This is a genomic window from Plantactinospora alkalitolerans, assembly GCF_015690345.1.
Classification (GTDB): domain Bacteria; phylum Actinomycetota; class Actinomycetes; order Mycobacteriales; family Micromonosporaceae; genus Plantactinospora; species Plantactinospora alkalitolerans.
In genome coordinates, this window is record NZ_JADPUN010000351.1 from 1 (window position 1) to 7,123 (window position 7,123).

General features: G+C 69.2%; 5 protein-coding genes and 1 pseudogene. 3 read left to right on the plus strand and 3 right to left on the minus strand.

What is annotated here, in order from left to right; genetic code table 11:
* Window positions 1–368 (minus strand): annotated as a pseudogene (locus I0C86_RS37125) (questin oxidase family protein); the annotation flags it as partial.
* Between the two features lie 64 nt (window positions 369–432).
* On the opposite strand from I0C86_RS37125, the gene I0C86_RS44120 reads away from it, so the two are divergent.
* Window positions 433–1,230, plus strand: a complete 798-nt coding sequence (locus I0C86_RS44120; RefSeq protein ID WP_323374087.1) for a DUF5937 family protein — start codon at window positions 433–435, stop codon at window positions 1,228–1,230.
* Window positions 1,214–1,435: a helix-turn-helix domain-containing protein gene (locus I0C86_RS44125; protein WP_323374088.1), complete on the plus strand. Its 222-nt coding sequence runs from the start codon at window positions 1,214–1,216 to the stop codon at window positions 1,433–1,435. Before I0C86_RS44120 ends, I0C86_RS44125 begins: the two co-directional genes overlap by 17 nt.
* A 67-nt stretch (window positions 1,436–1,502) precedes the next feature.
* On the opposite strand, the gene aroH is transcribed toward I0C86_RS44125, so the two are convergent.
* Together aroH and I0C86_RS37140 are read right to left on the minus strand one after the other, a co-directional pair.
* Entirely contained in the window at window positions 1,503–1,865 is a 363-nt protein-coding gene (aroH, locus tag I0C86_RS37135) for a chorismate mutase (RefSeq protein WP_196205994.1), read from the minus strand.
* Between the two features lie 648 nt (window positions 1,866–2,513).
* On the minus strand, window positions 2,514–5,339 hold the full coding sequence (locus I0C86_RS37140; RefSeq protein ID WP_323374089.1) for an ATP-binding protein: 2,826 nt from the start codon (window positions 5,337–5,339) through the stop codon (window positions 2,514–2,516).
* Window positions 5,340–5,956: 617 nt separating this feature from the next.
* On the opposite strand from I0C86_RS37140, the gene hppD reads away from it, so the two are divergent.
* The gene (hppD, locus tag I0C86_RS37145; RefSeq protein WP_196205996.1) at window positions 5,957–7,057 is read left to right on the plus strand and encodes a 4-hydroxyphenylpyruvate dioxygenase; all 1,101 of its coding nucleotides are present in this window, start codon (window positions 5,957–5,959) and stop codon (window positions 7,055–7,057) included.
* Window positions 7,058–7,123 lie beyond the last annotated feature (66 nt).

Here is a 7,123-nt window from a genome sequence, read left to right on the forward strand (position 1 = left end):
ACCCGGATCACCCCGTGCGTGGTACCGGCCACGATGCCCGGCAGCAGCCGGGGCCACCAGCGGCCGAGCACGTCCCGCCACGGGTGCTCGGTGACCTCGCGGGTCAGGTACGCCGTCCAGTCCCCGATCCGGCGCTCGTCCCCCAACGCCTCCCGCCAGTTCAGGTCGGTGATCGCGGCGCGGGCCGCCGGCAGGTCGTCCAGCCGCGCGAGGTACCGGTCGAGCCAGCCCGTCACCCGGGCCGCGTGTCCGCGCCGGACCAGCACCTCCACGGCCATCGGACCGTGATTCGTCAGGATGTTCTCGCCCCACTCCGGCCCCGCGTGGTGCAGCCGCTGGTACGCCTCAGATAGCACCTCACTCGTCATGTGGGCAAGCCTGCCGAGCGCGGTCACGGGTGGCCAGGATTAGTCCATGGCCTAATCTACTTCCGTGATCCATCTTCATCTCAGCTCCGCGGACCTGAGCCGGATCCGCTTCGCGATCTCCCCGATGAAAGAGGTCGTGACCAGCGTGCGGGCGCTCTCCGCCGACTCCGCGACCCGGCTGCACGCACCCTGGGTCCGACAGCTCGGAGGCCGGCTGGGGGAGGTCGATCTGGAGCTGCTCACCGCCCTGATCCGACCGGCCGGCTACCTCCCCGATTTCCTGATGCCCTCGCCGTCGCAGCGGATCTCCAGTTTCGAGGCGGGACTGGCCGAGGTCGCCGCCACCGATCCGGCGACCGTTGCCGGGCAGCTGTCCCACCTCGCCGAGCACCGGGTCGCGCAACGCGGGCCGGGCGCCGCGCGCCGGATCGCGCTGATCCGGGACCTCGTCGCCGCGCCCGGGGCGGCGCTGGTCAGGATCGTGGCCGTGCTCGAACGGTACTGGCAGGCGGCCGTCGCGCCGTACTGGTCACGGATCCGGGCACTGCTGCAGGCCGACCTGACCTACCGGCTGGAGGAACTCGCCAGCGGCGGTCTGCGGCAGTTGTTCCGGACGCTGCATCCGCTGGTGAGTTTCCACGACGACACCCTGCGGATCGTCAAGTACTACGAGGGGCACGCCGATCTCCGACACCGTGGCCTGCTGCTGGTGCCCTGCGTGTTCGCCTGGCCCGACGTGATAGTCCGGACCCGCCGATCCGGGTACGCCCACCGTGACGTACTCGCCGCGCGGCCTCGGCCGGCTCTGGGAGAGCTCCGCCGTCGCGCACGACTCGCCGCTGGCAGTGGTCCTCGGTCGTAGCCGGGCAGCCATCCTCGCCCAGCTGGACCTGCCGATGTCGACCACCCAACTGGCCTGCCAGCTCAACCTCGCCGCGCCCACCCTCAGCGTCCACCTCAAGGCCCTGCACGGAGCCGGCATCGTGTCGGCCGGGCGGGACGGCCGGTCCGTCCTCTACCAGCGCACGCCGCTCGGCGACTCCCTGCTCAACGGCGCCGTCGGCTAATGCGCCTCCGGCCACCCGTCCCCGGGCCCGGACGGGCAACGGCCCGGGGCGAGCCCGACCCGGGCGCCTACTGTGCGATGTCGCGACGGAGGGCGACGGCACCGCGCAGGTAGACGTGCCGGATATCGCCGCGCGTCCGCTCGGTTTCGGCGTACGCCATCAGCCGGACCACCCTCGGCAACGCCCCCGGTACGTCGATCTCGCTCGCGCAGAGCATCGGGACCTCCCCGAAGCCGAGTTTGCGGGCAGCGGCCGCGGGAAACTCGGCCGTCAGGTCGGAGGTGGTGGTGAAGAGGACGCTGACGACATCGTCGATCATCAACTCGTTCCGGGTCATCACCTCGGTGACGAGTTCGGTGGTTGCCTCCAGGATCAGCTCCCGCTCGTTCGCCTCAACCTGGGTCGCGCCTCGGATCGCCCGCAGGGCCATGTCGCTCCTTCGCCGTCTGGGCGGCGCCGGCTTCTCGGGCCGCACTGCTGAATCGGTCGTCCCACCCTACGAGTTGTTCGACCTGCCGCTGATTCCGGCGCTCGGCATCACCGGGGTCGTCTCGGCGTCTCCCAGAACATGCCGTCGGCCGAGACGATCATGCCGTCGGCCGAGGCGATCGGTCCGCCTCGAAGATCGACACTTCCCCGCCCGCGTCCTCGCCAGTTAAGCACGGGTCTGTGCCTGCACCCTTCCGCATCGCCCGCCGCCGCACCACCGCCGACTGGAAAAGGGACGGGATGCTGACCGCATCGGTACCTCCGGCCCCACCTGCGCGGCTTACCACACAACACCTTTCCAGCACCTCTTCGATCATTCTGCCGTACCTACGCAGGAGGTGCCGCATCCACTTGCGGAACGGTAATGTGAATTGCACATTCACGTCAACGACACGTCCAACCGCCTATGGTCACACTCCGCACCGAGCATGGATCACCAGAAACCCAACCGCGATGATCCTTCCAGAATACGGACAGTTCCAAATTGGCCGATAACCGCACCGCCGGTTCGGAGGTTTCTCAGAATTCGTCCAACTGACCATCCGCAGTCCCCGTTGGACGCTCAGGCGGAAAGGGCGCCGGCGTAGGATTAGGACAGATTTTGCCGCAGTCCGGCCGACAGTCCCGAACGGCGCCGCACGTTGAGTTTGCGGTAGATCTTCGTGAGGTGCTGCTCGACCGTACTCACGGTGATGAACAGCTTGTCGGCGATCTGACGGTTGGTGGCGCCGGCGGCCGCGAGGGCCGCGACCCGGCGTTCCGCGTCCGTGAGTTCGGCCCGGCCCGGATAGGCGCTCTGGTCCGCGTCGGCGGTCTGGAGGTGTCCGTAACGAGGCGGAATTCGCGTACCGCGCCGATGCTCCTCCGCATCTTCGTCGGACGGAGCCGCCAGTTCCGCCGGAAGACGGGCCCGTTCACGGCCGTCACCGCTCGATTCGAGGATCTGCACCGCCTCACGCAGCAGGGTCAACCGGGCCGGCATGCCGTCCGTGCCGCCCCCCGTCCCGGACTGTCGATCGGCCAACCCCGACAACTGCCTCTCGATCAGCGCGCGGGCCGGTTGGCTCCGGCCCATCGCGTTCAGGGCGGCAGCGGCATCATTGCGCCAGTCCGCGACGTCCGGGGTGTCGAGGCGCCATTTCGACACCAGTTCCTCGCACGAATTGAAGTGCGTCAGCGCGGTCTCCGGATGACCCATCGCCAGGTGGTACCGCCCCAGCGCCTGCAGGTACGGCAGCGCGAACGGGGTGTCGAACATCGCCGTGGGCACCGGGAAGGTGAGGTACGACATCGCGGACCGGACATCGCCCACCTCGGTCGCCGCACGGACCGCCAGCGAGAGCGGAATGCCCACCACGACGCCCCAGGCCGGCGGTGAGATGGAATCGAGCACCGCCCGTGCCCCGTCCAGCGCCTCGGCACTGGCTCCGCGGTGCAGCGCCGCAATGACCTTGATCGTCTCGAACATGACCCGCCGCATGGGTAGGCGCCGGATCCAGGGCTCCTCCAACAGCCGGTCCGACCAGCGCACCGCCTCGTCCAGTCGGCCCGTACGCACCAGTTGGACAAGCGCGAAGAGTGCGGGCGTGAGGGAGCTGCCCGCCCGGATGCCGTGCAGCATCTGGTCGGCGCCCTCGATCTCCACGCCGTCGTAGGTCAGGCTCACCGCCGAGTTCAGGAACGTCGCCGCGCTGATCGGACCGGACGGGGCCAACGGAACGTCCCGAGCCCGGCCGGCTTCTCCACCGATGACACCGACCGGCAGGCCCGGCTGGCAGAAGGCGACCCAGAGTCGCGCGATGGCCCCGGCACCCGGCGCTGCCGGCCACCGGGTGTCGTTCGCCGGATGCTCGTCCGTGGATGTGGACTCGAGAACGCGCAGCAACTCGTCGGCCTCGGCGAAGTCACCCCGCCAGAGCAGCTGGTTGACCGGTACGAGCGCGGCCTCGCCGGTCAACAGGCCGGCACGGACGTCCTGACCCAGATGATGCAGGTAGCGCGCCGCCTTGCCGGGATCGATGTGCCACTGGGCGTCCGCGAGCAACGCGATGATCTGCGCCCGGTGCCGGTCGTCGGCGACCATGCCCGAGGCGTGCCGCAGGTAGTTGACCGCGTCGACGACGTCGCCGGCCGCCATCGCCTCCCGCGCGGCCTCGTGCAGGATGGCCACCCGCCACGACGCTCCCGGCCTCGCGAAGTCATGTGCGGCCATCAGCAGGTCGGCGACCGCCACCGCCGGTGCCCCGCTGCCGTGCAGCAGTTCGGCCGCCCGGCCGTGCATCGCGCGCAGGTCCCGCAGCGGTACGTCGGCGAGAACGGCGAGTCTCGCCTCCTCGTGCCGGAACCGCTCCGCCGTCAGTAGTCCCATCGCCCTCAAGTCGAGGATGCTGGCATGTACGGAGCTGGCGTCGACGCCGAGGAGTTCACCGATCAGCCACGGTGTCGCGGAGGCGCCGAGCACCGCCACCGCCCGGGCGACCGCCACCATTCCCGGCTCGGACCGGTGTAGACAGCGCAGTACGGCCTCCCGGAACGCCGGGCCGGGCTCCGGCTCCCCCGACACCGACGCACCCGCCGAGTAGTCGTCGATCAGCGCGTGCAGGAGGAGCGGATTGCCGCCGCTGGTCTCCGCCCAGAGTTCGGCGATCTCCTGCGGTCGCTCGACACCCATCCGCTCGGTCAACTGTTCGGCGACGCCGTCGCGCGTCAACGGAGCCAGCCTGATCCGGTGGCAGTACGGCAGGTGCAGCGTCTCCGCGTGCAGCGCCGTCAGCTCCCGTTCGTGCGACGAACTCTCGGTCAGCACCATCAGCACGGCCGACCACTCGATCCGGCGGACGAGGTAGGCCAGGCAGCGCAGCGACTGCTCGTCGGCGAAGTGGACGTCGTCGACGACGATGACGATCCGCCTGCCCTCGGCGAACCCGCAGATCGTCCGGCAGATCTCCTGCACCAGGGCGAACGGAGCCTGCGACGCGGTGTCGGTACCGGTACCGGTCTCCTCGGCCGGCAAGGGGTCAGGCATGCCCGCCATCCGCATGGACTTCATCAACTGCCGTACCAGGCCGAACGGATGCGGGCGCTCGGTGACCGACGCGGTCACCGAGAAGGACACGCCCTCGTGCCGACCTGCCTGCTCCACCGTGGCCTGGAGCAGGGCCGTCTTTCCCGATCCCACCGGGCCGCTGACGATGACGGCAGCGCCCTTACCCTCCCGACACTCCGAGTAAAGTTGATCGATAAGGCGAAATTCAATATCACGTTCCCCGAGCCTCACAGGTCCCCCGTACCGATGCACCCGCCGGTGATATCGCCTGCATTTCCATCGTAGTAGGGCAAGCCTGCCTTGTGACCCGATCAGACCCGTCGGGCTCACGACCGTCGGACACACGCGCTCCGAGCGCAGCGACGCCACCAGGAATGTCGCAGGTCGCGGTCGCGGGAACGCCTCCGTCCGTCGAGCAGATTGACCGGCGATTGCCTTCCACGATGCTTAATAGGTGGGACGGCTGCGGGTCAACGGGTACGAATCCGGTCGGCCGGACGACGTCGCGCCGGAACCGTGGCCCCTTCCCCGCGTCAGGGTGGCGACCGCATCCGGACGGTCCGGCCGCATCATCACCGTCATGATCTACCGGGTCGCTCGGGTTGTGGTGGACCCCGCGAATCCAGACCGGACGGCCCCGTCGCCGTCTGACGAACGACGGGCACGGCGGTGCGGTACACGCCGCGACAGCCGGACAATGGCCACGAGCCGGCTCGGCACACCGTTGGGTGCAGCGGACGGCCGGTCGGGTACGAGGGACGTACGGACGGACTCCCACGGCGATACGGATTCCGGATTCGGTACGGGTGACAGAGATCGCTCCCGACCGATAATTGGGGAACAATAGCAGCCCGGGACGTACACCTCCAGCGCCGAATGGCATCCCACAAAGCGTTCACCGTCGGGACGCCACAGCCCTGTAGCCAGAACCGTTGGTGCGTTTTACACTCCGAAGGATTTCGATCATTCATCGGCCAGGGGGCATCATGATTGATTCCACGGAGGCAACGGAGCCACCGGAAGATGTCTCGATCGATTATCTCGAGATATACGTGGAGAACCTCGAACGGGCCGCATTCAACTGGGTCGACAGGTACGCGTTTACCGTGGTGGGCACCCGCCATTCTCCGGAACACCGCAGCATCGCCCTGCGGCACGGATCCATCACCCTGGTGCTCACCCAGGCCACGTCCGACCTGCATCCCGCATCGGCGTACGTGCTCAGTCACGGTGACGGTGTCGCGGACATCGCCTTGCGTAGCGCCGATGTGGAGGCGACCTTCCGTACGGCGGCCGCCAACGGTGCCGAGATCCGCCGCCGGCCGACCCGGCACGCGGGCCGCGGCCCCGCCGTGACGGCTGTGATCGGCGGCTTCCAGGACGTCGTACACACGCTCGTGCAGCGCGCGCCCGGCGAGGGTCCGGGCCTGCCGGTCGGTTTCGTCGAAACCCTCCGTCAGGACGGCGGGCAGTCGGACGACGTGGGCCTGCTCGGCGTCGATCACATCGCGGTCTGCCTCGACGCGGGCACCCTCGGGTCCACCGTGGACTTCTACCGGGCCGCCCTGGGCCTCCGCGACGTCTTCGAGGAGCGCATCGTCGTCGGCGACCAGGCGATGGAGTCGACGGTCGTGCAGAGCCGCTCCGGTGGGGTGACCCTGACGCTCATCGAGCCCGACCCCTCGACCGAGCCGGGGCAGATCGACGAGTTCCTGAAGAGCCACCAGGGTGCCGGCGTCCAGCACGTCGCGTTCTCGTCCGGGGACGCGGTCCGCGCGGTACGGGCGCTGGGCCGGCGCGGCGTCTCCTTCCTGCACACCCCGCCGGCCTACTACGACCGGCTCGACCGGCGGGTGGCGCTCGGACGCGACAGGTCGGAGCGCCTCCGCGCCGCGAACGTACTGGTGGACGAGGATCACGACGGGCAGCTGTTCCAGATCTTCACCGCGTCCGACCACCCCCGGCACACGCTCTTCTTCGAGATCATCGAGCGGCAGGGCGCCCGGACGTTCGGCAGCGCGAACATCAAGGCGCTTTACGAGGCGGTGGAGCTGGAAAGGACGGGTCATGACAGGCCCCAACGCTGACGCGGCACTCGCGGCCGTGAGAGGGTCGCCGCCGCCCGCGCCGCCGCCGCCCGCGCCGCCGGTGGT